General features: G+C 60.8%; 15 protein-coding genes. 11 read left to right on the top strand and 4 right to left on the bottom strand.

All coding sequences use genetic code 11. The annotated features are described in order from the left end of the window. Nucleotides 1-52: 52 nt before the first annotated feature. On the bottom strand, nucleotides 53-1,072 hold the full coding sequence (locus tag AC3WP7_RS02340; protein WP_093512291.1) for an alpha/beta fold hydrolase: 1,020 nt from the start codon (nucleotides 1,070-1,072) through the stop codon (nucleotides 53-55). 182 nt (nucleotides 1,073-1,254) lie between these two features. On the opposite strand from AC3WP7_RS02340, the gene AC3WP7_RS02335 reads away from it, so the two are divergent. Next, nucleotides 1,255-6,822 carry a dermonecrotic toxin domain-containing protein gene (locus AC3WP7_RS02335; protein WP_256579908.1) on the top strand — a complete coding sequence of 1,856 codons (5,568 nt, stop codon included), beginning with the start codon at nucleotides 1,255-1,257 and terminating at the stop codon, nucleotides 6,820-6,822. A gap of 82 nt (nucleotides 6,823-6,904) precedes the next feature. Beyond that, complete coding sequence (gene metR, locus AC3WP7_RS02330; RefSeq protein WP_071488687.1) at nucleotides 6,905-7,822, top strand: transcriptional regulator MetR; 918 nt, start codon at nucleotides 6,905-6,907, stop codon at nucleotides 7,820-7,822. A 10-nt stretch (nucleotides 7,823-7,832) separates the two neighbouring features. On the opposite strand, the gene AC3WP7_RS02325 is transcribed toward metR, so the two are convergent. After that, nucleotides 7,833-8,255, bottom strand: coding sequence for an NUDIX hydrolase (locus tag AC3WP7_RS02325; RefSeq protein ID WP_071488686.1), 423 nt, complete (start codon nucleotides 8,253-8,255; stop codon nucleotides 7,833-7,835). Between the two features lie 174 nt (nucleotides 8,256-8,429). On the opposite strand from AC3WP7_RS02325, the gene AC3WP7_RS02320 reads away from it, so the two are divergent. Further along, nucleotides 8,430-12,593 carry a DUF6543 domain-containing protein gene (locus tag AC3WP7_RS02320; protein WP_146012904.1) on the top strand — a complete coding sequence of 1,388 codons (4,164 nt, stop codon included), beginning with the start codon at nucleotides 8,430-8,432 and terminating at the stop codon, nucleotides 12,591-12,593. Nucleotides 12,594-12,619: 26 nt separating this feature from the next. On the opposite strand, the gene nosR is transcribed toward AC3WP7_RS02320, so the two are convergent. Next, complete coding sequence (nosR, locus tag AC3WP7_RS02315) at nucleotides 12,620-13,921, bottom strand: response regulator c-di-GMP phosphodiesterase, NosR family (RefSeq protein WP_093512296.1); 1,302 nt, start codon at nucleotides 13,919-13,921, stop codon at nucleotides 12,620-12,622. Nucleotides 13,922-14,140: 219 nt separating this feature from the next. On the opposite strand from nosR, the gene AC3WP7_RS02310 reads away from it, so the two are divergent. From AC3WP7_RS02310 to AC3WP7_RS02295, 4 genes are read left to right on the top strand one after another with little or no spacing between them, the layout of a single operon-like run. Next, complete coding sequence (locus AC3WP7_RS02310; RefSeq protein WP_093119483.1) at nucleotides 14,141-16,015, top strand: putative bifunctional diguanylate cyclase/phosphodiesterase; 1,875 nt, start codon at nucleotides 14,141-14,143, stop codon at nucleotides 16,013-16,015. Nucleotides 16,016-16,073: 58 nt separating this feature from the next. Beyond that, nucleotides 16,074-17,003: a cytochrome-c peroxidase gene (locus AC3WP7_RS02305; protein WP_371917386.1), complete on the top strand. Its 930-nt coding sequence runs from the start codon at nucleotides 16,074-16,076 to the stop codon at nucleotides 17,001-17,003. Next, nucleotides 17,000-18,814: a DAHL domain-containing protein gene (locus AC3WP7_RS02300; RefSeq protein ID WP_093119487.1), complete on the top strand. Its 1,815-nt coding sequence runs from the start codon at nucleotides 17,000-17,002 to the stop codon at nucleotides 18,812-18,814. The genes AC3WP7_RS02305 and AC3WP7_RS02300 overlap by 4 nt, the downstream gene beginning before the upstream one ends. Next, on the top strand, nucleotides 18,811-20,190 hold the full coding sequence (locus AC3WP7_RS02295) for an ATP-binding protein (protein ID WP_102591712.1): 1,380 nt from the start codon (nucleotides 18,811-18,813) through the stop codon (nucleotides 20,188-20,190). Before AC3WP7_RS02300 ends, AC3WP7_RS02295 begins: the two co-directional genes overlap by 4 nt. A gap of 21 nt (nucleotides 20,191-20,211) precedes the next feature. On the opposite strand, the gene AC3WP7_RS02290 is transcribed toward AC3WP7_RS02295, so the two are convergent. Continuing rightward, entirely contained in the window at nucleotides 20,212-20,484 is a 273-nt protein-coding gene (locus AC3WP7_RS02290) for a type B 50S ribosomal protein L31 (RefSeq protein WP_071488679.1), read from the bottom strand. Between the two features lie 158 nt (nucleotides 20,485-20,642). Between AC3WP7_RS02290 and AC3WP7_RS02285 the strand changes: the two genes are divergently transcribed. From AC3WP7_RS02285 to AC3WP7_RS02270, 4 genes are all read left to right on the top strand, one after another. Continuing rightward, nucleotides 20,643-21,023 carry a fibronectin type III-like domain-contianing protein gene (locus AC3WP7_RS02285; RefSeq protein WP_256572924.1) on the top strand — a complete coding sequence of 127 codons (381 nt, stop codon included), beginning with the start codon at nucleotides 20,643-20,645 and terminating at the stop codon, nucleotides 21,021-21,023. An 82-nt stretch (nucleotides 21,024-21,105) separates the two neighbouring features. Beyond that, a complete protein-coding gene (locus AC3WP7_RS02280; RefSeq protein ID WP_071488677.1) occupies nucleotides 21,106-22,725 on the top strand; it encodes an FMN-binding glutamate synthase family protein in 1,620 nt (539 codons plus the stop codon). Nucleotides 22,726-22,792: 67 nt separating this feature from the next. Beyond that, the gene (locus tag AC3WP7_RS02275) at nucleotides 22,793-23,089 is read left to right on the top strand and encodes a cupin domain-containing protein (protein WP_092241017.1); all 297 of its coding nucleotides are present in this window, start codon (nucleotides 22,793-22,795) and stop codon (nucleotides 23,087-23,089) included. A gap of 132 nt (nucleotides 23,090-23,221) precedes the next feature. After that, nucleotides 23,222-24,349, top strand: a complete 1,128-nt coding sequence (locus AC3WP7_RS02270) for an OpgC family protein (protein WP_071488675.1) — start codon at nucleotides 23,222-23,224, stop codon at nucleotides 24,347-24,349. Nucleotides 24,350-24,351: the final 2 nt, after the last annotated feature.

Raw genomic sequence — 24,351 nt, 5'->3', positions numbered from 1 at the left:
AGGCAACCTCGCTGGCAGTAATGCGCCGTAAAGGTTGCACGATACACCAATGTCACAACACCTTCGAAGGCTCGCCCAGGTCAATCTGCGCCCAGTGCGCCGCATCTTCCCGATGGGCTTGCAGGTACGGCAACACGGCCGTCAACAGGGGCGCCTTGAACGCTTCCTGGAACCGATGGGCCATGCCGGGAATCAGCTTCAACTGGCTGCCCTGGATATGCGCCGCCAGGTGCACGCCGTGCATCACCGGCAACAACGGGTCGGCCGTGCCGTGCACCACCAGGGTCGGCACGCGCAGTTGGTTGAGCAACGGCACGCGGCTCGGTTCGGCGAGGATCGCCATGATCTGGCGCTTCACGCCGTCCGGGTTGAAGGCGCGGTCGTAGGACTGCGCCGCCTGGTGCAACAGCGCCTGGCGATCATCCTTGACGTTCGGGCTGCCCAGTGCGGCGAGCAAGTCGGCCTGCTGCTCCAGGGCCACTTCACGATTCGGCGCGCTGCGTCGCGACAACAGCTGTACCAGCGCGGCATTCGGCGCCGGCAGGCCTTCGGCGCCGGAACTGGTCATGATCAGCGTGAGGCTTTCGACCCGCTGCGGCGCCATGGCGGCCAGGTGCTGGGCGATCATCCCGCCCATGCTCGCGCCGAGTACGTGGAATTGCTGGATCTGCAACGCGTCCATCAGGCCTATGGCGTCATCGGCCATGTCGGTCAAGGTATACGGAGCCGCCACCGGCAGGCCGAGTTTGTAGCGCAGCACTTCGAAGGTCAGGTTGGCATTGGCCGGAGCCTGGCGCCAGGTAGACAGGCCGACGTCTCGATTGTCATAGCGGATCACCCGGAACCCTTGCTGGCACAAGGCGACGACCACCTCGTCAGGCCAGTGGATCAACTGCCCGCCCAGGCCCATCACCAGCAGCAAGGCAGGGTCGGACGCACGGCCGATGCTCTGGTAGGCGATGCTCACCTGAGCCAGGTCGACCATTTGGGTCGGGACATTCACATCACATCGAGAAGCCGCAAAAGACGGCAGGCCGAACACTAAGGCGGCCAATAAAAACAACACACGCATGGAAAACACCGAAACGCAGAACCCCAGTAGAGCGCGAGTCTGATGAAGTTTGTTCAAGCGCGCTGCCACAGTTGCGTGACAGTTTGATGAAGAGTGCCCAGCGGTCGACACGATATGTATATGGCGCCGAGTACCGACGCTGACGAGCTCTAATCGGTTTTTCAAGCGATGGAGCCCTGTACATGCCCCCTGATCCGCACTATGGCGCACAAGTTTTCGGCCTTTCCCGCCCGCTGAAGCCCGAGGTCACCGATGAAGTTCTGTTGTTGGACGCGATCCAACGCTGGCAGGAATGTCACCGCGACATGCAGGCCTTGATAGCGGGAACACCCTCGGTTCGCAGCACTATCAGTCAGATGATCCACGATCATTGGCAACTCAACGCGGAACTGACCGGCATAGAATTCATGGCCACGGCACTGCGCGGCACCTGCCGCATTTCCTTGATCGAAGCCTGCCTGTACATGCAACAACGCCCAGCCATGGACACGACACAGGTGCCCAAGGGCAGCGTGGTCGGCCTGCCGGAAAACCATGTGCTTTCGGGTTATACGCTGTCCATGCTGCTGGATGAGCTCAAGGGGATGGATCTGGAGCAAGCGCTCAAGGACGCATGGACCGGCTACTTCTGGCACACCCGGGCGCCCCTCCAGCCCCAGTCCTGTCGCGCCCGTGCGGCAGAGTTGTACCACATTCATTTCGAAGCCTCGGCCGAGGCCCAGCTTGCCCAAGGCACCCTCAGTGACGAGGCGGTCAAACTGATACGTGCCGTCATCGATCCACCCCAGGCAGGCCAGCAAGAACAAAAAGTCTGCGCTGAACAAATGTTCCTCACGGGCACCACAGCCGATACACGGGTGCTGCCCGGTGCCTGGGTCTTGACCCCGGATACCGATCAGCCGGTACAACAACTGTTGTACTTGCCAGCCCATCAACCGGCCTGGCGAACCTTCAGCAAACGCACGGACATGGAGCGCTGGTTGCTTGAACAGCAAAGGTTGCTGTTCTCTACCCCACAGGATGATCCTTTCGCGCAGATCGAATACCAGGTCAAGCAGCGGCCGCTGGAGACCGGCATCACGCTGTGGCTCGGCCAGTTGGCCGATGCGCAGTACCGCGCAACCATCCATGCCCTGCCCGCACTTGAAATTGAGGATGCCTACCAGGCGCGCCAGAAGGTCGAAGCATTCGACCAGCAGCGACGGGAGCAGTCACCGTTTGCCACGGCGCCCCTGCCGCCCACCTCGCGCGTGAAAGGCACAGGCACGCTTGCGCAGTTTGGCCATCTGCACCCTGGCCTCGGCCTCAGCGAGCGTCAGAGCGCAGTGCAACATCAACGCGACGCGCTTGACGCCCTGCTGACCCACGATACGACCACCACCAGCAGGGAGGCACGCCTGCGACCATTAAAGCAATTGATGGGTGAGCTGCGTGCGCAGCAACAGACCTGCGAGCGAGCGGCGCGGCAACTGCTGCAACGGCGCCCGCTGGATATCACCACCCTGAACACTCAATTCACCGCATTGTACCAGGCCAGGCTTGCGGGGCTGCGGCTGGAGGCAGGCATTCAACGGACGCTGAACCAGATCAGCACCGACGAGTTCAAGTTGATCGAGATTGCCCTGGCTGCCCCGCTGTCCGAAGACCGCAGCCTGGCCGTTTCCGTCTGTTCGATGACGCTGGCAGTGACCGAAAAAAACAACGCCACGAGCAGGATCACCACGAGCGAGCTCAAAGGTCCTTTGGTGATTACCGCATCGCCCAACCTTGAGGTGCCACCGACGAACAACGCCATCCATCTGGTCTACTGGCCGGGTCGCGACGGCGCCCTGCAACGCTTTGCTTCACGCGCTGCGCTGCAGGAAAGCCTGTTCCAGATCAGCGCCGAAGACACTGAGCTGGCTTTGCACCTCACCGAATTGACCGGCAATGCCTTTGAACACAGCCTCAGCCAGCAACAGCTTGATTGCGACGAGCAGATGGCCGAAACCCGCTCAAGGGGGTCGGCCGCTGCGTTGGAAGAACTGCGCGAAACCTTACTCCCAAGCCTGCTGCTGCCAGAGCACAGCGCCCGCGCGGCCGCCCTGCTGGAGATCGAAGAGCAAGACAACAGCAGCCGGATCGCGGAAAAACTGCCGGTCTGGCTGAATGGGCAAACCGCTGAGCAGCGCGAACAGTTCAAAAACCAGCTCAAGCGCTACATCCGAGCACTTGAGCGGGCCGAGGTCCTGAGCGATCAGTCACTGATGCCGCGCGATGAATTCGTGCGCCAACACCTGGATGCGCGCTTGCGCAAAGATTTTTCTCTGACCCAGGCTTTTACCGTGAAGCTGGACCTGCCGGTTTCGGTCAGATCAGAACAAAGGCCAGTACCGGGTGGCAGCGGTGTCGGCGGCACGCCAGTGAGGGTGCACTACACACCCAGCCAAGCGCGCAGCACGTTATCGCTGGATGAATTGGCGTTGAGCAATGTCGACGACGCAACCGACCTGCGCCTGCGATTCTTGAGCGTGGACGTGACGGCAGAGGACGCCGCCGAACAGGCAATCCTCAAGGCCGGCATTACCCGCGAATACCTGATCCGGACAGTGCGAGAGCTGAACCTGGCCGGCGCTTATGAGACAAGAATCTACCAGGCGTTCAAAGGAACCCCGGCAGAATCCATGTTCCAGGTGGATTACCGCCGGGAATGCCTGAGTGCGCCCCTGCGCCTGATGCTGGTGCTGCAAGGCGAAATGGCATTGCGTCAACACCATATCAGCGCCGACGAACACCACCTGTTGGACATCGCCATTCACGCCAACACCCGGGAAGGCTGGGAAACGGGCGACAAGCGCATCGTCTTGTTGCCGGCGATCCTGACCGTCGGTGACGCGGACACCACCACTGAAAGCCCAGTGACTCTGTCGGGCATTACGTTCATTCACGAACGAACCAGTGGCGTGACGTTGCTCTACCTGCCGGACGCGCCGGATGAACGCTACCTGCGGCGTTTCGACAGCCTTGAACAGGCGCGCCAGCGATTATTCGACCTGTGCAGCCTCGATACGATGATCAACTACGTGGCAGGACGCGCAATCACCGGCCCCCTCGACGGGCACATCAGCCGCATCGACCAAGCGGTTGTCAAACGCTATGACGCAATCATCGGCGTGGGTTCCGCCTGGCCCGCCACCACCTCGCTGACCGAGCACCTGCTCGACGCCCACATGGGCCGCTTGATCGAAGCCAACAGAACCGACGCACGCTCCAACGAAGACCTGGCCAGGGAGCGTTATGCATTGAGGAGCGGCCACCTGTTCAATGGCATCAGGATTGCCTTGAGCTTTGTCCCCTATATCGGCACTGCCATTTCGCTGGTCGATGGCGTCACCAGCCTGTACAGCGCCGTCGACGCCTTCAGGCACGGCGAGGTTCACCACGGCATCGAACAACTGGTCTCGGCATTCGACAGCCTGGTGTATGCCGGCATGGATGCCTTGGTGTTCGCCGCTCCGCCCGCGGGCAAAGCGGCCACCGCGCGCACGTTGACCCGCCAGCATCAACTCAGGCACCCCACGCGCCAAAGCTTCTGGCGTAACGTGAAATCTCGCCAGGCCGCGCCTTCTCAAAAGCGTTTCGCCGGTTACGAACACCCTCGCCCCCTGTCGGTCGGCAGTTTGCAAGCGGTGCACGCCGGTCCTTATCGGAATACGCTGCGCCATCGGTCCGGCGATCACTTCATCATCAACGAAGGCCGTTACTTCAAAGTAAAATTCGACCCCACGACCCACGAAATGCGGCTGATCACCCCAGGCAAGTCCTACATGCCAGCCATTGCACTTGATGAGGCCATGCAGTGGGATACCTACGCTGCGGTACATGGCGGCCACCTCACCGGCTATGGCGGCGGCAGTCGGCACAGGCAGCGCGCACGCCGAGGCAGCGATATGCCCGCTGCCGTAGAGCGGCAACTGCCGGCCCCCGTGTCACGGGTAAATGCACAACGCGACGCCCAGCTCGCGGAATATGACCAGTTGTGCAGGACGTTTGACGCTCAATTGGGCGTGACCATGGAGAAACTGGTCAGCTTCCAGCAAGAACATCTTATCTCGCGCAGGCCCCAGGACCGCGTCCGCAGGTACCGCGAGACAAAAGAACTGGATGCCCTGCTGGCCAGCGAAATCGCGGATTGCATTCGTCAACATGAAATGGCCGAAACCCTCGCGCAGCTTCCCGGTGAAACCCTGCGCCAACAGATCAAGCAAAACCAAGTGAGGGTGGCTCACATTATCTCGGAGCGATTGGTTCATCGTGCCAAGCACGCCCAAGCCATCGGCTTGGACTTGCTTGAGGAGATCACAGAAATCAAGGCGCGACTGGCCTCGACGCCACTCTGGAGCGCAGCACACGTTGCGTTGCTGGATGAGCTCAAGCGCGTGCGTCTGCAGTTTGTCAACGAGTGGGATCTGATAGGCACCTCGACCAAATCGTTGCGTACCTGGTACAAACGCGTGACCGAACCCGTCCGACGCAACCTGCTAAAAGAGGATGTGTTGCCACTGCTGGAGAAACACAGCGAGAACACCCTGTTGACCACTCGAATGGGACAACTGCTGGAGACCGTGGGAAGCCGCCCGAAACCCACCGACGTTACGTGGGTACTCCAGGAAAAACTGCTGCACGATCTGAGGATAAAACTGGATATCAGTCTGGCCTCTCAGTTGCAACTGCCCGACGCCAACATCAGTAAGGTCCAGCGCAATCAATTCCTGGAAAACCTGATCAAGGTCTACGAACAGGCTCATCGCGATTTGATCTCCTGGAACGTGCTCTCGCCTGACCATTTCGATCCGACCTGCCTCCAGCCATTGCTCGACGGCCTGACCCAATTGACCCACCAAGCCAGGCGCAGCCTGCGCAAATCCCACACACCGGCGCCTGCCGGACGTAGAACGGTGTTTGAAACCGAAGACGGGCAGTTGCGCCTTGGGGTACAGGAATCCCCCAGGCAGTTTCTCGTCAGTAACGAAAAAGGCGTGACGGTCGAGGTATGGGAGCAAATGTCGGACAGCCACCGCTATCGCTTGAACATCGAAAAAAGTCGGCCCGTGGATGTGCCACCGGCCTTACCCACCGACACCAAGATGCTGGTGGATGAAGCCCGCAAGCGCCTGGATGCCGTCGATGCGTTGGAAAACACTGTCAACAGCTACAAAACCATGGAGCCAGTCAACCTTGAGCACATGTTGGTCAGTGAAGCCCATGCTCTCGAATCCCGCGCCCGCATCGTGCAAAACCATGAGGCCGGTAACCCGCTGGTCGAGCAACTGCTCACCCGCGCCGACCGACTCAAGCGCGCGGGTGAAACCCTGCGCATCCAGCGCACCGTGGAAAGCCAGAAGCCCACGGAGGGCTACCTGGACTACCTGATGAGCAAAGGCCGGCTGGAGGTGCGCAAACTCGGAACACGCAAGAAACTCAGGGATAAACGCCCGGACGGACAGCCAGACTACTTGCAGGAATATGCCCTTCACGACACGACCACGCCGCAGGCGCCTGTGCTCTGGTACGCGCACTTTCACTACGTGGCGGAGCATTCGGCATTCGACAGTTTTGCCAAGGCGCATATCAAGCTCAGGGCCCAACAGTACCTGGGCATGAAATGGCAAACGGCTCAACGAGAGGGTGGCGCCACTTTCGCAGACACAAACATCTGGCGCGGCAACATCGACCTGCCAATCGCCAATCAGTATTTTCTGAGAGTCTGACCGACAGGCATCACCTGCGGGCCAACATGAATTGTCTTCAATGATTTATCATTAAAGACAAATTCTTCTCATGGAGGCGACCGTGCTGGAAATCCGTCATTTGAAAACCCTGCACGCCCTGCGCGAAGCCGACAGCCTGGTGGAAGCGGCCGAGCGCCTGCACCTCACGCAATCAGCGCTGTCCCACCAGTTCAAGGAACTGGAAGAACGCCTGGGCATGCCGCTGTTCGTGCGCAAGACCAAGCCGCTGCGTTTCACCAGCGCAGGGCTGCGCCTGCTGCAACTGGCCGACGCCACCCTGCCGCTGCTGCGCGGCGCCGAGCGGGATATTGCGCGCTTGGCCGGCGGCACCGCCGGGCGCCTGCACATGGCGATCGAGTGCCACAGTTGCTTCCAGTGGCTGATGCCGACCATCGACCAGTTCCGCGATGCCTGGCCGGAAGTCGAGCTGGACCTGGCCTCGGGTTTCGCCTTCGCCCCGCTGCCGGCCCTGGCCCGTGGCGACCTCGACCTGGTGGTCACCTCCGACCCGCTCGAGTTGCCCGGCATCACCTACGTGCCGCTGTTCACCTATGAAGCCATGCTGGCCGTGGCCAATCAGCACCCGTTGGCGAACAAGGCGTACATCGTGCCGGAGGACCTGCTGACCGAAACCCTGATCACCTACCCGGTGGAGCGTGACCGCCTGGACATCTTCACCCGCTTCCTGGAACCGGCCGACGTGGAACCGGCCCAGGTGCGCACCTCAGAACTGACGGTGATGATGATGCAACTGGTGGCCAGCGGCCGTGGCGTATGCGGCATGCCCCACTGGGCGCTGCATGAATACAGCTCGCGTGGTTATGTGAAAGCCAAGCGCCTCGGCGAGAAAGGCTTGTTCGCGACGTTGTATGCGGGGATTCGCGCCGACATGCTGGATGCACCGTACATGCGCGACTTCCTGCTGACGGCCAAGGACACCTCGTTCTCCACCCTGGATGGGGTCAGCGCGGTTCGCTGACCGCCCCCCATCAAGCGGACGTCGCGCAGCCGGCCAGCGATTCGCGGTAGAACGGCAGGATCAGGTCGCGGGTCAACGGCGCCAAGTGCAAGCCGCCGTCGCCCATGGGATCGATCCAGCGTATTTCTTCGATTTCAGCGGCAGGCGTCACCGGTACGTCGATCCGCACCTGGAACAGCTCGGCTTCCACGGTGAAACCCGGCTCGTTGGCGGCCGGCGCCGAGAAGTGCCCCAGGTACAAGGCCTGGCCTGGATCGATATGCAGGTTCAGCTCTTCGTGCAGCTCGCGGGCCAGGGCCTGGGCGGGTTGCTCACCGGCATCGATCTTGCCGCCCGGTTGCATGAAGGCCTGGGTGCCGCGCTTGCGGACCAGCAACGTGTGGCCATCACTGCCGATCAGGAGGGCGGCAGCAATGCGGATAATGGTGGACATGCAATAAACCTCAGGCGCAAAAGCGGCAAGGATCACATGGGCTTGCGTTGCAGGCAATCGCCCCCGGGCACGCGTTCACCCACACACATGCACCGCAACACGTGCAACCGCCAACCCTAGACTCCGAACTCTGATCCAGCCGTGCGCAGCAAGCGCCTTCCATACGAGTTCACCATGTACCAGTCATCGCTTCCCCCCTCAGATGCCCCGGAACCACTCTTGCCGGTCAACGGGCCTGCCAACCTCTCGCAACCCGTGACCCTGCCGGTGGTACCCGCCGCCAACCAGACCCGCGACACCCAGCAAGTGCTGCTTATCCAGGCACTCGGCAGGTTCAATACCCAGACCGACGAACTGCTCCAGCAACAGCCGAATCTTGAAACGGTGTATCAGCAACAGTTGGCTGCCTTGTTTCCTGAATTGCAGCGGCCCATCAATCCGAACCACATTTTCTACAGCCGCTATCGCGAGGACGTACCGGGCCAGAAACAATGGCTGGGCAGCGAACCCCTGGGATCACTGCTGGCCAGGTTACGCGGCCCCGACGCGCAGGCTTATCTGACGCAAGAGAGCGGTGCCTTCTACCGGGAAAGCGGTACCGTGGACGAGGGCAAACGCCTGTCTGCGGCCAGCCCGACCGCCACACTGGCGGGCGTGCTGGAAATCGCCTTCACGGTCAAGCTCAATGAATTCTGGAGAGATCGGGAAGGCAACCAACCGACCCTCGAGGAGCGACTGGTCGACCTGCGCCGGCAGGTCCTGGCCCACCAATTGGCCCTGCGCACGCTGGACGGCACATTGTCGGCCGCGTCACGGACACTGGCGGACACGGTATTGAAATACCCCACCGCCGCGGCGCGCAAAAAGGTGTTTCCCACAGGCCCCAGACCTGCCGTGTACCGGCTGGCGCTGGACAATGGCAGCGAGTTCGCCGCCGCATTCATCCTGAACGCCACCGGTGGCACACCGCCCGTTGGCAGCGTGCTGCTCTTCAGCCCTGGCGAAGGCTTCGAGGAATTTGAAAACCTGGCGCGGTTGAATGAAACCGTGGCGGCACGTCTGCGCGCCAGCGACCCCGCGGGCCAACGCCTGATTGCCAGCCTGCCGCTGGCCGCTCAAGCACACGCGAGTGACACGCCAATATTGGCGAGCGACCCGGCACGGATCGAGGCCGATGTGATCGCCGACCACGTCCGCTCCCTGCGGGTACGGCAGTACTTCAACACCCGGGCGGCTCTGCGCCAACAGACGTTGCCACTGGCCGGTGAGCTCGCTCTGGTTGCCGACCTGGCGCCACACCTGGATGTATCCGCGGCCCTCGCGGCACGCAACCTGCGCCTGGTCGCGCCGCACGACCCCGTCTGGCTGAGCACGGCCAGCCCGGCGGACCAGCAGTTGTACCGACAGCTGGAAACAACCCTGGTCGACAACAATGAGGCGCTGCGCCCACTGCTTGAACAGATTTCGACCCTGCCGGCATTCGCGGAGGATGAAACCCGCAAGGTGCTCAGCCGCCAGAAACCGGAATATGCCAATGTGGACCTGGACGTCCACAAGAGCCTGGTACGACTGCGTGTGAGCACGTCAATGCCAGTCAAGGTCACGGGTTATCGAGACGACGAATCCGAAACGGTCTACATCTGCGAAGACCCACAGCTCGATATTCCCCTGGTGTTGACGGAGCAGACACTGACCTTCGGCACCTGGAACGCCAAAGAAGTCGTGGACCTGCGCACCCTGGGAAGCTACGCCCGGCGCAACGTCGATGCGTGGTCGCCCCATGAATTGCACAGAACGATCACCGCCACTGCCGACCTTTTCGACACGCGAGGAGAAAAAGTCGGCAGGCTCGACAACGCAGACCTGCGCGCCCTTGCCCTACAGGCCGACATTGGCCAGCAGTACGCGGCGTACCTCAGGGCGGCGTTCGCGCCAGACGGTGAAGGCCGCGCTTTCGCCAGCGCCTGGCAGCGCGCGAATGCGGCAAGGATGCGCAAGGACGCCTTGGAGAGCCGGCTCAATCCTGCTGTCAACGACCTGTTTATTTTCAAGACACCCGGCGGTGGACTGGACTGGGTGCAGGCGGTTGCGCAGCATCCCGACCCCACCATCCGGCCCAAGGTCGGCCAGTTCGATATCGAGGTCAATCTCCTGGTCATGGGAGGCGGGCTTGAAGGGGGCCAGGGAGGCCAGGTGATCAACGGCGTGCTGGTCATTCAGCGCAAGGGCACCAGGCCCGGCGGCGTGTGCGTGCTCTACACACCGGAGGCCCCCGATGATGCGCCCTTCAGGGAATTGGTGCTGGGCCTGGCGGAACTCGACACGCTCAAGGCCAAACCCGAATGGCGTGCCTATTTCAGCCAACGGATGGCCACGCACGATGTGCGCGAACTCTCCCGGGTGTTCAATGACACTCGCAGCGTGCACCGTTATGCCCTGCCCCCCGTCACCGCCGAGCTGCATGCCTATTTGTATTCGGCACAACTGGGCTTTCAGCTTTCCCATGCCGATTACCGTTCGCGGACCAACGCGGAAATTGCCCTCGAATCGGCAGTCAACGGCTTTCTATTTTCCGTCGAAGTGGCTGACTTCCTCCTCGGACTGTCCCTGTTCAAGGCCCTGCGGCGCCTGGCCCATCGCTACATCGTCCGAGGGGTGCGCAACGCGCAGAAGTTGGGGCGCAGCATCCCGGGCCTGATCCGCAAAATCGGCGAAGACAAAAAAGCCTCCATCGTTCTCGCCAAACCCGCGATCCGCCCGCTGGACCCGGCCTGGGTCGATGTCGCAGAGTACCGACTGCCCCACTCGATCGACGCTCTTTTTGACGTCGAAGCGTTTGCCCAAACCCACCATTTTCGACTGTCTCGCGCGATGGGCGCGCCCAGTTTCATGGACAGTCGCAATCAGCAATTTGTCGCGATGATGGGCAACGACGGTCGCTATTACCTGTATGCGTCCCATGTGGAAGAAGGTGCGCGCTTTATCAAGCACCCGACGGGGAGTAAGCCGGATTTCATGGTCGTGCCGGGCGATGCAAAAAGCTGGAAGCCACGCTTTGAGCGTACGACACGCGGGGGCGGGTCGGTGTTGGGCGTTCTCGGGGGGCGTACCGCCGAACAGCAAGTGCACGATGACCTGATCGCAGCGATGCGCATCTACTCCTCTGCTACCCATGGCGAAGCGATGCTCAAGGAGGTGACCGCGTCACAGAAACGTCGACTGCTGGACAACGCGCTGGAGCGCCTGGGTGTTGATGAGGCCGCTTTTCGCCGCATTGTCTGGGGGCAGCGGGGGATTCCCGCGCCGCGACTGCGCGAGACGTTATTGAACATTGAATTCGAAGCGAACCTTTATACACACCTGAACAAGACCACCTACTTCCTGTCCGGACAATTCACCCGTTCCAGCGAGGAGATGGAAAATCTGTTTATTAAAATCAAACGAATCGTTGGCCGGAACGACGACTTCTCAAAACACATCAGGGCATCGATCAGTATTATCGACCACGATACCGGCGCCACTTTCGTCGGTTATGCGTTCACCCAGAAACAGCTGAACAGCCTGACCAAGTTCGATAATAAGTTTCACTTGTCCACCTGGCGCCAGGAAACCCTCGAGGCGTTTGTGAGAGAAAAAGGACGCATGAAGATCGTCCAGGACATCGCCACACAACACAACATCAGCTTTAACGAGGCCTTGAAGAAATGGCTCGAGGCCCCGGGTATCCAGGAAGCCTTGAAAACGTTCAGGATCGAACGGCGCCGTGAGCTTTTTGTGAAGCTCGGCGTCGATTCATTTTCAGACGATTTCAAAAAAGCCGGCATTCCCTACATTGCCTTGTCCCACGGCGAAAGGACCGGAGCAGTCTCCAGTTTCAAGGCGGTGGACAGCGTGACGGTCGCGGAATTTGAAAGAACCATTCCCAAATTCTCAACGCCTTTGGAATTTCAACCCGCACACCCGCCACTTCCTCGCGGTGAAAGGCTGCCTCAAAGGCCACAATCCCCTGTGCCACCGAGCGCCGTCACCCCCTCGGGCGACGGGGCGGCCCACATCGTCAGGTTCGACGAGCTGATGGAAACCCAACTGTCTCTGCTGCCAGCCAACGCCAAAAGCAAAATCGACGAAATCGTTCAGGACATTCAAGGAGGACGGGTCAGCGGCAAGAAAATCGGCAGCTACAGCTACGTGGATCTGCCGCAACTGGACCCAGGCGCCGGGCGCGGTCGATGGCGAGTGGCGCTCGAGAAAACCGGGAAAGACGGTGAGAAAGACGTGTACGTACTCAGGGGCATCATCGACTATCACGGCAGCCGGCGTAAAACCTGGGGCCTGTAGGCAAGCCGGGCCCCGTACGGAGCGCACTAGGGGAGTTGCGCCTGCTCCTCGGGCGTCTTGATGAACACGCTGTACTTGGCGCCCTCCATCGCTTCGAACGCAATCAACTTGTCGACCAGCGGCAGGTTCAACACCTTGCCGGCGTTCAACAACAACATGCCGTTGTCGGCATTGAGGTTGCGGGCCAGGACCATGCCGGCCTCCAGCTCTCGAGTGGTGAGGACTTTTACCGTGGGGTCGCCCAGGGTCACGTCGCTCAGGAAGGTTGCGCAGGCCTGCACGAAATCTTCCACCAGGTCCGGATCGTAGAGGCGCCCGGCATATTTGCGGATAAACAGCAGGGCTTCATCGCTGTTCAAGTTGCGCTCGAGGATCAAGCCTTTCTGCAACTCGATGAAGTCCACCGCCAATTTCAACAGCCGTGAACCGGGAGGAATCGACTCGCCCTTGAGGTGGTCGGGAAAGCCCGTACCGTCCCAGCGCTCCTGATGATGGCGAATGATCCGCGCCGCGTCTTTCATCGGTTCAAGGGTCATCAACAGCGATTCACTCTGGGCCGGGTACTCGCGGTAGAGCGTGCGGTCGGTGCTGTGCAATTTGTCCGACGGCGACACCATCATGCTGTCGGTCCAGCTCAGCTTGCCGATGTTGTACAGCGCGGCGGCCATGGTCAGGTCGCGGGTGCTGGCTTCATCCATGGCCTGGGCGGCGCAGTACACGCGGATCAGTTCGATCAGCGCGCGGTTGGTCTGCTTGTCCCTGGGCAGACGCAGGTTGGCCAACAGCGAAAACACCTCGGTGCCGGTCACGTAGCTGCGCTTGAGTTCTTCGTAGGCCAGGTCGAGCATGTCGGCGGTTTGCTGCAACTCGGCGGTGCGCGACGCGACGCGCTTTTCCAGGGTGGCATTGAGCGCCTTGAGCTGGTCGTTCTGCACCTGGGTCAGCCGTTCAAGCCGCTGATGTTCAAGCGCCTGCTGCAGGATCAGCTTGAGTTCATCGTCATTCCACGGCTTGGCGATATAACGGTGGATCTGCCCTTCGTTGATCGCCTTGATGATGGTCGGCACGTCAGCGTAGCCGGTCAGCAGGATACGACTGGTGGCCGGGTACAGCCGGTGGACTTCGGCCAGTAACTGCGCGCCATCCATGCCGGGCATGCGCGCATCGCTCATGATCAGGTCGATGGGCTGTGCCGCCATGATCTCCAGAGCCTGGGCGCCGCTGCCGGCCAGCACTACATCGAAGGCTTGACTGCGCAACAGCCGGCGCAGGCTATTGAGAATCGACTCTTCATCATCGACCAGTAAAACAGTGGGTTTCTCATCCATGGTGACCGCGCCTTCAAATCAAACAAAATTGAGCTAAATTGAACCCTTGTGCCCGGCCAGCTTCCTTCGCCTGAGGCGCGGGGTTGATTTGACGCCAACTGGCCGTCGATATCAAGCGACCTCGACTATGCTGACAGAACAGGTTGGCGCCCCGCTCCGAGGCGAAATCAGGGAAGGAATCGTTATGCCGTCAAACCTTTTGTCGTCACGGAGCAGGCCATGACTGCTGATTCCGCCAGGGCCAACCGGCGCATTCTGATCGTCGATGACACGGCCTCGATCCACCAGGACTTCCGCAAGATTCTCTGCGCCGATGCCAATGGCGAGCCTTCGTTGGAGAACCTTGAAGAAACGCTGTTCGGCACCGCCCCTAAAGTACGCCAGGCCTTCAAGCTGGACTCCGCCTACCAGGGTGAGGAAGCCCTGGAACTGGTCAACCGGGCCCTGGCCGCCAACGCGCCCTATGCCCTGGTGTTCATCGACATGCGCATGCCGCCGGGTTGGGATGGCCTGCAGACCATCGAACAGCTGTGGAACGTTGACCCCAACCTGCAGATCGCCCTGTGCACGGCTTATTCCGACTATTCCTTCGAAGCCATCGAGGCGCGACTGAAGTACAACGACCAACTGCTGATCCTGAAAAAACCCTTCGATCATCTGGAGATCCGCCAGATGGCAAGCGCCCTGACCTGGAAATGGCAGCTTGCCCAGGACATAGCGCTAAAGGTGATCGGCCTGGAGCGCACTATCGAAGAACGTGTGCAGGAGCTGCTCAAAGTCTCGCACCTGCTGCAATACGACACCCTCACCGAATTGCCCAACAGCACGCTGCTGGGCGACCGGCTCACGCAGGCGATTGCGTTGGGCCACCGGCATGACACGCAACTGGCGGTGATGTTTATCGGGCTGGACCGCTTCAAGCGCGTCAACAATGCCTTGGGCTACCCGGTGGGCGATGAGGTACTGCAACAGGTCAGCCACAGCCTGGTGGCGAGCGTGCGTGCATCGGATTCGGTGTTTCGCTACGGCGCGGACGAATTTGTGGTTGTGCTCAGCGATATCGAGCATCCGCAGCAAACCCAGCATATCGCACAAAAAATCCTCACGGCCGTGAGTGCCACCCGACATGTCGCAGGGCACGACCTGAGCGTCACCGCCAGCCTGGGCATCGCGATCTACCCCGATGACAGCGGCAATGCCGTGGAACTGATCAAACACGCCGAGACCGCCATGCGCACCCGCAAGGAACAGGGCCCGGATGGCTTCAGCTTTTACACCGAAGACATGAACCGGCGCGCCCGACACCAGCAAAACCTGGAAAGCGCGATTCGCCAGGCGCTGGACCGCGAAGAGTTTGTGCTGCACTACCAGCCGAAGCTGGACCTGAAATCCGGCAAGATCGTCGGCGCCGAAGCGCTGATCCGCTGGTTCCAGCCACGCTCGGGCTGGGTCAACCCCGGCGATTTCATCCCCGTGGCCGAAGACAGCGGGCTGATCGTGCCCCTGACCCAATGGGTGCTGCGCCAGGCCTGCGAGCAAGTGCAGGCCTGGCGTGCGATGGGCCTGCCACCGCTGTGCATCTCGGTGAACATCTCGGCCATCGACTTCCGTCAACGCGACTTCGTCGACAACCTCGTCGCAATCTTGAAGCAGACCGATATGCAGCCACATCTGCTTGAACTGGAAATCACCGAAAGCGTGCTGATGCAGAATGTCGAAGAAACCGTCAAGACCCTGCACACCATCAAGGCCATGGGCGTGCGCCTGGCCCTGGACGACTTCGGCACCGGTTACTCCAGCCTCAGCTACCTGAGACGCTTCCCCATCGACGTGTTGAAGATCGACCAGTCCTTCGTGCGCGGCCTGAACGTAAATAACCAGGACGAGCAACTGATCAGCGCTATCATCGGCATGGGCAGGAGCCTGGAACTGACCATCATCGCCGAAGGGGTCGAAACCCTCGATCAGCTGAGTTTCCTGCAAGCCCAGCTGTGTGAAGAAGGCCAGGGCTTTTTATTCAGCAAGGCCGTGCCTGCCAAAGACTTCGCCCAGTTGCTGCAAGTGGGCTGCGCGACATTGATGCCCACCCCATAGCCCTATGCTTGCAAGGAGTGCTCGCTTGAGCGATGTCTCAACTTACCGTCTTGGCCTGATGCTCATGCTGGGCCTGGCGGCACCGCTGCTGGCCGCACCACTGGATGAAGCGCTCAAACCGCTGCCTGCGGTTCCGGCGCTGGACCCGGCCAGGGTCGAGCTGGGTCGCCAGCTGTTCAACGAACCGCGCCTGTCGGTCAACGGCACCCTCTCCTGCGCCAGTTGTCATCGACTGGCGTCCGGCGGTGCCGACGACAAGCCGTTTTCCCTTGGCTTCGACGGCAAGCCGGTCGCGATCAACACGCCGTCGGTATTCAACGCCAGCCTGAACTTCAAGCAGTTCTGGAATGGCCGGGTGGATACCCTGGAAGCCCAGGTCGAACAGGTGGTGATCAGCCCGGTGGAAATGGGCAGTGACTGGAAAACCGTGGTGCAGAACCTGTCCGCCATGCCTGCCTACCAGACCGCGTTCAGCCAGGCCTACCCCGACGGCGTCACCGCCGCCAATGTGCAAAACGCACTGGCCACCTATGAACGCACCCTGCTGACACCCAACTCGCGATTCGACCAGTACCTGCTGGGCAACACCGAGATCCTCACGACCCAGGAAAAGTACGGCTACCAACGCTTCAAGGACTACGGCTGCATTGCTTGCCACCAGGGGGTCAATATCGGCGGCAACATGTTCCAGAAATTCGGCGTGATGGGCGACTATTTCAAGGCACGGGGCAATCCGGTGGAGTCGGACCTTGGGCGCTACCTGCTGACCCAGGACGAAGAGGACCGCCATGTGTTCAAGGTGCCCAGCCTGCGCAATGTAGCCATCACCGCCCCGTACTTTCACGACGCCTCGGCCAGGACCCTGGAAGAAGCGGTCGATGTGATGTTCAAGTATCAACTGGGGCGCAACCCGTCCCAGGAAGACAAGGACCTGATCCTTCAATTCCTCAAGACCCTGACGGGCGAATGGGCGGGCAAACCACTATGACCCTGTCCAGACGCCGTACCAGCCAACTGCTGCTCGGCCTGATCACCGTGCTGCTGGCCTCGACGCTGGTCTTTCTGTACTTCAAGTCAGGCCGTGACCAGACAGCCAGTTACACTCACTCGCGGGACCTGATCCGGCAACTCCAGCAACTCAATGCCCAATGGGACAGTGAGGTGCTCAAGGCCAGGATATCTATTACCCATAACTACGACCCCCTGGTCGCGCCACTGCTGGAAATGACCCGACTCTGGACCGAGCTGAAAAGCCGCGGTTCCTACCACGAGGCCACCGACCTGCCCCGCTGGCAGGCCGATCAACAAGCCTATGAGGCGGCCATCCAGGAAAAGGCCCGGTTGGTGGACCAGTTCAAATCCCACAACGCGGTGCTGCGCAACTCGCTGGCCTTCCTCCCGACTGCCGAGGACGATATCCAGGCCCAATTCAACCGGGTGGACGATGAGGGCAAGGCGCAACTGCAAAGCGTGGCCACCGACACCTACGACCTGCTGCTCAGCAGCCTGGAGTTCGCCCAGGTCACCAGCGATGATCGAGCCGCCGACATTCTCGTCGGCCTGGGCAAGCTGGCCGTCAACAAAGAGTTGCTGCCTGTCGAGTTCCAGGCGCCGGTCGATATTCTCAGCAATCATATTTCGCTGATCCTGCGCGAACAGCCTTTGGTCAATAGCCTGCTCGAACGAATCGCGGCGGTGCCCGTGGCCGAACGCCTGGATGACCTGACCACCCATCTCAACCAGGACCAGCAGACGGCCGACCTGGTCGACCATCAATACCACCGTTACCTGCTGATTTTCTCGACCTTGCTGGTGGTGCTGTTGCTCTATCTGGCCGTGCGCCTGTTGCGCAGTTTCGCCGAGATCAACCGGGTCAACCGCGCCTTGCAGGCGGCCAATGAAACCCTGGAGCAACGCGTGGAGCGGCGTACGCGGCAGCTCAAGGATGCCCAGAGTGAACTGATGGACAGCGCCCGCCAGGCCGGCATGGCCGAGATCGCCACCAACGTGCTGCACAACGTCGGCAATGTGCTCAACAGCGTGAACATTTCCGCCGACCTGGTCAGCCGCAAATTGCGTAGCAGCAAGGCCCTGGGCCTGGGCAAAGCCATGCAGTTGATCAACGAACGCCAGGCTGACCTGGGCACGTTCCTTACCGAAGATGAAAAGGGCAAACTGTTGCCCGGCTACTTGAACCAGTTGGTGGAGGCCATCGCCGCCGAACAGCAGGGCATGACCGAGGAACTGGCGCAGTTGAGCAAAAGCGTCGACCACATCAAGGACATCGTCGCCACCCAACAATCCTACGCCGGTGCGTCCACGCTGCTGGAGCCGGTCAACATCAGTGCCTTGATGGAAGATGCCTTGCGCATGAATGCCGGTGCCCTGAGCCGTCACCACGTCACGGTGGTCAAGGAGTACGCACGGGTGCCGGAAATCCTCGGGGATAAGCACCGGCTGTTGCTGATCATGGTCAACCTGATCAGCAACGCCAAGTACGCCATGTCCAACCTCACCGACCGGCCACGACAAATGACCCTGGTTGTCCAGCCGGGTGCCGATGATACCTTGCAAATCAGCGTGAAAGACGAGGGCGAAGGCATTCCGCCCGAGAATATGACCCGGATCTTCACCCACGGCTTCACCACCCGCAAGGAAGGCCACGGCTTCGGCCTGCACAGCTGCGCCCTGGCCGCCGTGGAAATGAACGGCCAGCTCAGCGCACACAGCGATGGGCCTGGCCTGGGTGCGGTGTTTACCTTGACGATTCCTCTCACTCTTGCCGGAAGCCCCCCATGAACCAGCCTCCCAACCGGCGCATTTTGTTGATCGATGACACGCCGTCGATCCATGACGACTTTCGCAAAATCCTGATGCCTGCCGTCGAATCCAACCAGGCGCTGGATGACATGGAGTCGGCCCTGTTCGGCGACACAGCCAAAGCCCAGGCCCAGGTGTTCGAGTTGCATTCGGCATACGGTGGAGAGGAAGGCCTGCAACTACTCGTCACGGCCATGGCGAACAAACAACCCTATGCCCTGGCCTTTGTCGACATGCGCATGCCCCAGGGCTGGGATGGCGCGAAAACCATCGAGGAACTCTGGAAAGTCGCGCCCGACCTGCAGGTGGTGGTGTGCACCGCTTACTCGGACTATTCCTGGGAAGACCTGCTGGAGCGCCTGCACGCCCATGATCGCCTGCTGATCCTGAAAAAGCCTTTCGACAATATCGAAGTCCAGCAAATGGCCAACACCCTGGCCAACAAATGGGACATGGCCCGGCGTGCCTCCCTGCAAACCGCGCACCTGGAACAGTTGGTGGAACAGCGCACCCAGGCGTTGCAACTGGAGATCGACGAGCGCAAGCACCTGGAAAGCCAATTGGTGCAGTCGGAAAAACTCGCGTCGCTGGGGCAACTGGCGGCGGGCGTGGCCCATGAGATCAACAACCCGGTGGGGTTTATCTCCTCCAACCTCAGCACCCTGGATGGCTATTTCAACCAGCTGCAACAGATGTTGGATGCCTACCGGACGGTCGAGCAAACCCTTGCGCCGGGAACACAGCGCGATCAACTCAAGGCGATGCGCGACGAGGTGGAACTGGACTTCCTCAAGGAAGACATTCCGATCCTGATCAGGGAATCCAAGGAAGGTATCAGCCGTGTGATACAGATCGTGAAGGACCTGAAGAACTTCTCCCGGGTGGACAACGACCAGACCTGGCAATTTGCCAACCTGCAACAGGGCATCGACTCCACGCTCAACATCGTCGCCAGCGAACTCAAGTACAAGGCCGATGTGGTCAAGCACTATGCCCCGCTACCGGAAATCGAGTGCCTGGCATCCCAGCTCAACCAGGTGGTGATGAACCTGGTGATCAATGCTGCGCAAGCCATGGGACCCGAGCGCGGCACCATCACCATCAGCAATGGCGTGGAAGGCGAGCATGTATGGCTGGAAGTGGCCGATAACGGCTGTGGGATTGCGCCTGAGACCGTGCAGAAAATCTTCGACCCGTTCTTCACCACCAAACCGGTGGGTGAAGGCACAGGGCTGGGCCTGTCGCTGTCCTACGGCATCGTCAAGAAACACCGGGGCGATATTTCCGTCAGCAGCGAACTGGGCAAAGGTACGAAATTTAGAGTGGTCTTGCCGATCCGGCAGACGGCGGCGTAGGACACGCCGCCATCATGTCGCTCAGGCCTCGGCTTTTTTCGGGCTAGAGCCAAACGACGCGAACCGCTTGTTGAACCCGGCAATGCGGCCTTCGGCCTGGGTCTTGCGCTGTTGGCCGGTGTAGATCGGGTGCGAGGCGCTGGACACGTCCAACGGAATATACGGGTAAGTGTTGCCGTCACTGTGTTTATGGGTGCGGTCGCTGTCGGCGGTGGAGCCGATCAGGAAAAACACGTCGGCGGCGGTGTCGTGGAACAGCACGGTGCGGTAGTCGGGATGGATACCAGCTTTCATAAGGCCTCCGGGGCGTTTGAGTGCATTCGATGCGTTATACAGTAACACAATCCACACACCCAAACGAGAACAGATTGCAATAAGCATATACCTGTCAGAACTCACAGCAGACGTTGTTGGTTGCTAACCAGACACTCCAGGCAAGCGAGTTGCCTCAATTGAGCAGCACGCGCCTCGGCTCCAGCCAGCCCTTGACTGTAACGACCAGCGTCACCAATACCGGCCCACGCGCAGGCGACGAAATTGTTCAGCTTTACCTGCGGGACGCTGTCGCCAGCGTCACCCGCCCGGTACGCCAGTTACGCGGCTTTCGCAAAGTGCATTTAGCAGCCGGCCAAACCCGGGAAGTGGTTTTCACACTCGATGAAAATGACTTTGCCTTACTGGGTGCGGATTTGGCGCCAGTGGTGGAGGCCGGCACCTTTACTGTTTTTGTCGGGGGTGACTCAACCACCGACAACCAGGCCCACGTCGAAGTCACTGATAGCCGCAAGCTCTCTATATCGGGCCAGTCCGTCTCACCCAGCGTGCCAAATTGAATATTCCCACAGGTTGTCTAGGGTTTCCTTACAGGCGCAGAATGCCGTACCGACCAAAAGAGTCTGAACCCAAGGAAACCGTATGAGCCTGTCGTTGTTAAGCCGTTACGCCTTCTTTGCCGTGTGCGTCCTGTTCACCCTTGCCAGCTTGCCCTTTATCGAACACGAATGGCTGTGGCCCATCACGGTGGTCACCGGCGTGTTGAGCCTGATCGGTCTGTTCGACCTGCTGCAAAGCCCCCACGCCGTGCGCCGCAACTACCCGATCCTGGGCAATATCCGTTACCTGGTGGAAGCCATCCGCCCGGAAATCCGCCAGTACCTGCTCGAATCCGACAGCGATGCCCTGCCCTTCTCCCGCGCCCAGCGCTCGCTGGTCTACTCGCGGGCGAAGAACGAAACCGCCGACAAACCCTTCGGCACCCTGATCGACGTGTACCAGTCGGGCTTCGAATTCATCGGCCACTCCATGCGCCCGGCGCCGCTCAGCGACCCCAGCGCATTTCGCGTGATGGTCGGCGGCCCGCAGTGCACGCAGCCGTATTCGGCATCGGTGTTCAATATCTCGGCGATGAGCTTTGGCTCGCTGAGCGCCAACGCGATTCGTGCGCTGAACCAGGGCGCCAAGCTCGGCAACTTCGCCCACGACACCGGCGAAGGCAGCATCAGCCCTTACCATCGCGAAAACGGCGGCGACCTGACCTGGGAACTCGGCAGCGGTTACTTCGGTTGCCGCACCAGCGATGGCCGCTTCGACCCTGAGCGCTTCGCCGTGCAGGCGCAGAACCCGCAAGTGCGCATGATCGAAATCAAGATGAGCCAGGGCGCCAAACCCGGCCACGGCGGGATCCTGCCCAAGCACAAGGTCACCCAGGAAATCGCCGACACGCGTGGCATCCTGATGGGCGAAGACTGCATCTCGCCGTCGCGTCACAGCGCGTTCTCCACACCGATCGAATTGATGCAGTTCATCGCGCAACTGCGTGAACTGTCCGGCGGCAAACCGGTAGGCTTCAAGTTCTGCCTGGGCCACCCGTGGGAATTCATGGGCATCGCCAAGGCCATGCTCGAAACCGGCATCCTCCCGGACTTTATCGTGGTCGATGGCAAGGAAGGTGGCACCGGGGCCGCGCCGGTGGAGTTCACCGACCACATCGGCGTGCCACTGCGTGAAGGCCTGCTGTTCGTGCACAACACCCTGGTGGGCCTGAACCTGCGCGACAAGATCAAGCTCGGCGCCAGCGGCAAGATCGTCAGCGCGTTCGATATCGCCAGCGTACTGGCCATCGGTGCCGACTGGGCCAACTCGGCGCGCGGCTTCATGTTTGCCATTGGCTGCATTCAGTCCCAGTCGTGCCACACCAACAAATGCCCGACCGGCGTGGCGACTCAAGACCCGCTGCGCCAGCGCGCCCTGGTGGTACCGGACAAGGCCCAGCGCGTGTTCAACTTCCACCGCAACACCCTCAAGGCCCTGGCGGAAATGCTCGCGGCGGCGGGCCTGGAGCATCCGTCGCAACTGTCGGCCAAGCACCTGGTGCGACGCATGTCGGCGACCGAGATCAAATTGTTCTCGCAGTTGCATGTGTTCCTCAAGCCGGGCGAATTGTTGACCGGTGAGGTGAATGGCGAGTTCTATTCGCGGATGTGGCAGATGGCGCGGGCGGACAGCTTTGAACCCCACGAAGCCAGCGCCGCGTGATATCAAGATAACGACCCTCACCGCTGAACCGGACCACCGACGGCATCGTTGAAACAAGGAGATTCACATGCCGTTACTGGACTTTTCCGCCATGGCCGCGCAACTACCCGAGAGCTGGAAATCCAAGCGTCTGGGCCAGGTTGGCCCCGCGTGGATCAAGGTGTTGCGTATGGATGAGCAGGCGTACGAGGTAGAAACCCATGACTACAACGAAGGCCTGCTGGTGATCGATGGCCTGTTGCGCCTGAGCATCGGCGACGACGAAATCAGGGTAGGCGCCGGCCAGATGTACCTCGTGGAAGCCGGTATCGCCCACGCAGTGCTCGCCGGCAGCCATGGCACACTGGTCATCATTGATGTCTAGAGACATTCAGTAATATCCAACCTTTGCAATTGCTTACAAATACCGCCAACCTGCGCCCGCCCGACGTGCGGCGTACGACAACGCCCACGCTCACCTGTCCTTGTTAAACCTGACATTCAAGAGCCCGTAGCCATGCCTGACGGACGCGACCCACGCATCGATTTTTTTCGGGGCCTGGCGTTGATCTTCATTTTCTGGGATCACGTCCCCCACAACCCTCTCGGCCAGATCACCTTGCGCAACGTCGGTTTCAGCGACGCGGCGGAGGTGTTCGTGTTCCTCGCCGGTTTTGCCGCCGTGCTCGCCTACGGCAAGATCCTGCAGCGCGACGGTTACTGGCTGGCCAGTTTGAAAATCCTGCGACGCACCTGGGTGCTGTATGTGGTGCATATCTTTTTGCTGGCGCTGCTGATGGGCATCGTGTTCTTCGCCAACAGCCATGTGGAAACCCGCGACCTGGTCGAGGAGATGGGCCTGACGCACTTCGTCACCCACCCCCAGCAGGCGCTGACCGACGAACTGCTGCTGCGCTTCAAGCCCAACCTGATGGACCCGCTGCCGCTGTATATCGTGCTGTTGGGCGGCCTGCCGCTGGTGCTGCCGATGATGATGCGCAGGGTCGAGGCCGTGGTGGCCGTGTCGCTGGCGATCTACTTGATGGCGCCCTGGATGGGCTGGAACCTGCGCGCGATTGCCGACGGCGTGTGGTACTTCAACCCGGTCACCTGGCAGTTGCTGTTCGTGCTTGGCGGCGCGGCGGCGGTGTACAGCCAGCGGCCGAAACCTGTGCAGGTACGCCCGTTGTCGCGCCAGCCGCTGTTTGTCGCATGTGCCCTGTATGTAGTGCTGGCGGCGGTGATCACCCTGTCGTGGCGCTGGCCGCACGTGCATGACGCCTGGATGCCGGCCTGGCTCAGTGATGGGCTGTACCCGATCAGCAAGACCGATTTGTCACCGGTGCGCCTCGTGCACTTCCTCGCCCTGGCCTACGTTACGGCGAAGCTGTTGCCCCACGTCGGTTGGACGCAGAACCGCGTTGCCACTGAGGTGTGCCGCATGGGCCGCTACTCCCTGGAAGTGTTTTGCCTTGGGGTCGTGCTGGCGCCCCTGGCAGACATGATCAACGCCTTGGCCCACGATGCCGTCGCCATGCAACTGGCGACCGCCGTGGCCGGTGCGCTGTTGATGGTCGGCCTGGCTATGTGGCTGGACATGCTCAAGCGCCTGGACTCGGCCCCCAAGCCCGCGCTACATAGGTAGCG

This window comes from Pseudomonas sp. FW305-3-2-15-C-LB1 (assembly GCF_058787615.1).
The sequence above is the reverse complement of the archived record's forward strand: the minus strand, read 5'-3'. Positions and strand labels throughout refer to the sequence as shown.

Coding starts and splice junctions, on each gene's coding strand:
- AC3WP7_RS02340 (WP_093512291.1), bottom strand. CDS start 1,072: ATGCGTGTGTTGTTTTTATTGGCCGCCTTAGTGTTCGGCCTGCCGTCT.
- AC3WP7_RS02335 (WP_256579908.1), top strand. CDS start 1,255: ATGCCCCCTGATCCGCACTATGGCGCACAAGTTTTCGGCCTTTCCCGC.
- AC3WP7_RS02325 (WP_071488686.1), bottom strand. CDS start 8,255: ATGTCCACCATTATCCGCATTGCTGCCGCCCTCCTGATCGGCAGTGAT.
- AC3WP7_RS02320 (WP_146012904.1), top strand. CDS start 8,430: ATGTACCAGTCATCGCTTCCCCCCTCAGATGCCCCGGAACCACTCTTG.
- nosR (WP_093512296.1), bottom strand. CDS start 13,921: ATGGATGAGAAACCCACTGTTTTACTGGTCGATGATGAAGAGTCGATT.
- AC3WP7_RS02310 (WP_093119483.1), top strand. CDS start 14,141: ATGACTGCTGATTCCGCCAGGGCCAACCGGCGCATTCTGATCGTCGAT.
- AC3WP7_RS02305 (WP_371917386.1), top strand. CDS start 16,074: ATGCTCATGCTGGGCCTGGCGGCACCGCTGCTGGCCGCACCACTGGAT.
- AC3WP7_RS02300 (WP_093119487.1), top strand. CDS start 17,000: ATGACCCTGTCCAGACGCCGTACCAGCCAACTGCTGCTCGGCCTGATC.
- AC3WP7_RS02295 (WP_102591712.1), top strand. CDS start 18,811: ATGAACCAGCCTCCCAACCGGCGCATTTTGTTGATCGATGACACGCCG.
- AC3WP7_RS02290 (WP_071488679.1), bottom strand. CDS start 20,484: ATGAAAGCTGGTATCCATCCCGACTACCGCACCGTGCTGTTCCACGAC.
- AC3WP7_RS02280 (WP_071488677.1), top strand. CDS start 21,106: ATGAGCCTGTCGTTGTTAAGCCGTTACGCCTTCTTTGCCGTGTGCGTC.
- AC3WP7_RS02275 (WP_092241017.1), top strand. CDS start 22,793: ATGCCGTTACTGGACTTTTCCGCCATGGCCGCGCAACTACCCGAGAGC.
- AC3WP7_RS02270 (WP_071488675.1), top strand. CDS start 23,222: ATGCCTGACGGACGCGACCCACGCATCGATTTTTTTCGGGGCCTGGCG.